Annotated in this window: 3 protein-coding genes; all 3 read left to right on the forward strand. The window is 41.4% G+C overall.

Annotated elements, in window-relative coordinates; translation table 11 throughout:
* The first annotated feature begins 218 nt into the window (after window positions 1-218).
* Complete coding sequence (locus tag ABJH98_RS03400) at window positions 219-2,198, forward strand: copper-translocating P-type ATPase (RefSeq protein ID WP_348299171.1); 1,980 nt, start codon at window positions 219-221, stop codon at window positions 2,196-2,198.
* 162 nt (window positions 2,199-2,360) lie between these two features.
* Window positions 2,361-2,969 (forward strand): DUF3347 domain-containing protein, encoded by a 609-nt coding sequence (locus ABJH98_RS03405; protein ID WP_348299169.1) that lies wholly within the window; start codon window positions 2,361-2,363, stop codon window positions 2,967-2,969.
* 20 nt (window positions 2,970-2,989) lie between these two features.
* The coding region (locus ABJH98_RS03410) for a heme-binding domain-containing protein (protein ID WP_348299170.1) at window positions 2,990-3,367 on the forward strand (378 nt) is incomplete at its 3' end.

Consider the following 3,367-nt stretch of genomic DNA (forward strand, 5'->3'; position numbering starts at 1 on the left):
ATTTGGGTACCCAAACAATATGATAATCACATTTGAAAACTACATGACTTGACTTCCTGTATTTGGTCATAACCCAAATATAAGCATAGCTAATAGGACATGACCACCTGCAAAGCAGGTGGATTTCTAAGGTGAATTAAAACTAAAAGAGCTACACTATGGATCATTCACATCACAGCAGTACGCAACATGCCTCTCCCAAAAAGGGAAAGCATGAAATGAAAGGAATGGAAGGCCATGATCATAGCATGCATCATATGCATATGATCGAAGATTTCAAAAAGCGTTTCTGGATTTCACTGGTGATCACCTTACCAATTGTAGTCTTAGCACCAATGATCCAAGGACTCTTGGGTTATGAATTTACATTCGAAGGCGATCGGTATTTACAGTTTGTGCTCTCCTCACTAGTCTTCTTTTACGGTGGCTGGCCTTTCTTAAAGGGAATGGTGGGTGAATTGAAAAATAAGAAACCAGGCATGATGACTTTGATTGCTCTGGCCATTTCAGTAGCCTATTTCTATAGCTCAGCTGTGGTATTTGGCTTAACTGGAAAGATGTTTTTCTGGGAGTTGGTCAGTTTAATTGACATCATGCTACTAGGCCACTGGATAGAAATGAAGTCCGTAATGGGTGCATCCAATGCCCTACAGGAGCTGGCTAAGATGATGCCCTCCGAAGCAAGGAGAATTAAGGAAAATGGAGAATCCGAAGATGTACCAATTGCAGAGCTAAAGTCTGGAGACACCATTCTGGTGAGGCCTGGAGAGAAAATTCCAGCTGATGGACAGGTTCTCGAAGGAAATAGTCATGTAAATGAATCCATGCTTACCGGGGAATCCAAACCAGTATCAAAACAAAAAGACGATGAGGTGATTGGTGGGTCAGTCAACGACAACGGTGCACTGAAAATTAAGGTGAAGCACACCGGTGAAGACTCCTATTTGTCCAAAGTAATCGGATTGGTGACAGAAGCACAGAAAACTAAGTCTAACACTCAAAATCTGGCTGACAAGGCAGCAGGCTGGTTGTTTTACATCGCTTTGGCAGCAGGGATTATCACGCTGGTAGTATGGCTAAGCTTAGGCAAAGATTTCAACTATGCGCTGGAGCGAATGGTAACGGTCATGATTATCTCCTGTCCCCACGCACTGGGATTGGCGGTACCATTAGTGGTCGCGATTTCTACATCAGTTTCGGCTAAGCATGGCTTATTGATTCGCAATAGAACTGCCTTCGAAAATTCACGAAAACTGACTACCATAATTTTTGACAAGACAGGAACCTTGACCAAAGGTGAATTCGGAGTGACTCGATTCAAAAGTGTAGCAGAGGGAATAGATGATAAAGACTTACTCGCCATTGCAGCAGCACTTGAAAACAGTTCTGAACATCCAATCGCAGCTGGAATAGTGAGGAAATCCAAGGAGTTAAAACTAAACCTCAGCAAGCCAGAAAACTTCCAAAACATCACTGGGATGGGCATAGAAGCCACACTCGATGGCAAAAAAATCAGCATTATGAGCCCAGGAGGATTAAAACAAAAAGACATAGAGCAACCTGAAGGAGCTTTCAAAACAGAAGATGAAACAGTAGTCTTTGTTCTTTCGGATGAAAAACTAATAGGATTCATCGCTTTGGCGGATGAAATCCGTGACGAATCCAAAGAAGCAATAGAGACACTTAAAAAGCAGGGTATAAAAATACTTATGGCGACAGGTGACAATGAAATAGTGGCTAAAGCAGTAAGTGAAACACTCGGGCTGGACGGCTACTATTCAGAAGTAATGCCAGAAGACAAGCAGAAGATTATCAAAGATTTGCAGGCAAAAGGTGAATTCGTGGCAATGACCGGAGATGGTGTCAACGATGCCCCAGCTTTAGCTCAGGCAGATGTTGGAATCGCTGTGGGATCAGGAACTGACGTTGCTGCTGAAACAGCTGATATCATTTTGGTCAATAGCAATCCAAAAGACATTGCAAATCTGATCCTCTTCGGAACAGCTACCTATAAAAAAATGATGCAGAATATCTGGTGGGCAGCAGGCTACAACATCGTGGCCGTTCCACTGGCAGCTGGTGTATTGGCTGGCGCGGGAATCATCCTTAGTCCTGCCATTGGTGCAGCACTAATGAGCTTAAGTACAGTGATCGTCGCATTAAACGCACAGTTATTAAAAAGACAAATTAAATCATAAGTGAGCGTGCTTTGATTATCAATCCCTACAATTCCTCACGGCTTATTCACTAATACTGATGGGCAATGGAGTATTGGGTAATTGATTTAGCAACCATAATCAAATGGCTTAAGAAGAGCCATTATATCAACAATTAAGAAACCAATTTAAAACTCAAAAAATATGAAAACTCAAAAATCAATTTTATCGCTGGCACTCATTGCCGGACTGGCAATTTCCCTTATCGCCTGTGGAGAGAAAAAACTAGATGGCCACGCTGAAGGATCAGAAGAACATGACCATGAGGCTATGTCTGAAACGATGGAAAATATGGATCAAGAAATGACCATGGCCGGAGCTGCTTCTAAGACAGAACTTATTAACGAATACTTGGAAATTAAGCAAGCTCTAAGTGCCAACAACAAAGTCGATGCTGCCAAAGCAGCCGCCAAACTGGCTGAAAATGCCAAAACGATCTCTTTCGATCAGGTATCTACTGATGATAAAACAACTGTGAATGAAATTCTTGAAGTTATTCAAGAACACAGCGAACACATTGCCAAAAGTGAAATGGATCATCAGATTGAACATTTTCAGGCTATGGGTAAGGATTTTGAAGATCTACTGGCCATTGTAGGTTCGGACAGAAAACTTTATGAGCAATACTGCCCAATGTATAATAAAAATGAAGGAGGTATATGGCTAAGTGATTCAGAAGAAATTGTTAATCCTTTATTTGCTGGAAAGATGCAAACCTGTGGTTCTGTCAAAAAAGTAATTGAAGTCGGGTGAAAAAGCTAATCAGGGTTTCCTTGTTTATACTCATAATTGTCTTGGTGGGAATTCAATTCATTCCCACCAACCACAATCCAAACATACCTGCAGGCCCCGATGACTTTCTGGTTACAAATAGCTCTCCAGTGCATATAGAAAAGATGCTTAAAACATCCTGCTATAACTGCCATAGTGATCAGGTCAACTACCCATGGTACAGTAATTTTCAGCCAGCAGGTTGGCTATTAGATAAGCATATCAAAGAGGGAATATCTGAGTTGAATTTCTCAGAATTTGGTAGTCTATCTGGGCGGATGAAAAAGATGAAATTGGAAAGTATGATCAAACAAATTGAGCAAGAAAAAATGCCTATTCCTTCTTATACGCTGGTTCACCGAGATGCAATATTGTCGGAT

The organism is Reichenbachiella sp., assembly GCF_039969095.1.
GTDB lineage: Bacteria > Bacteroidota > Bacteroidia > Cytophagales > Cyclobacteriaceae > Reichenbachiella.

What these genes read in the sequence shown, in the direction of transcription:
- ABJH98_RS03400 (WP_348299171.1), top strand. Translation starts at nt 219, where the DNA reads ATGAAAGGAATGGAAGGCCATGATCATAGCATGCATCATATGCATATG.
- ABJH98_RS03405 (WP_348299169.1), top strand. Translation starts at nt 2,361, where the DNA reads ATGAAAACTCAAAAATCAATTTTATCGCTGGCACTCATTGCCGGACTG.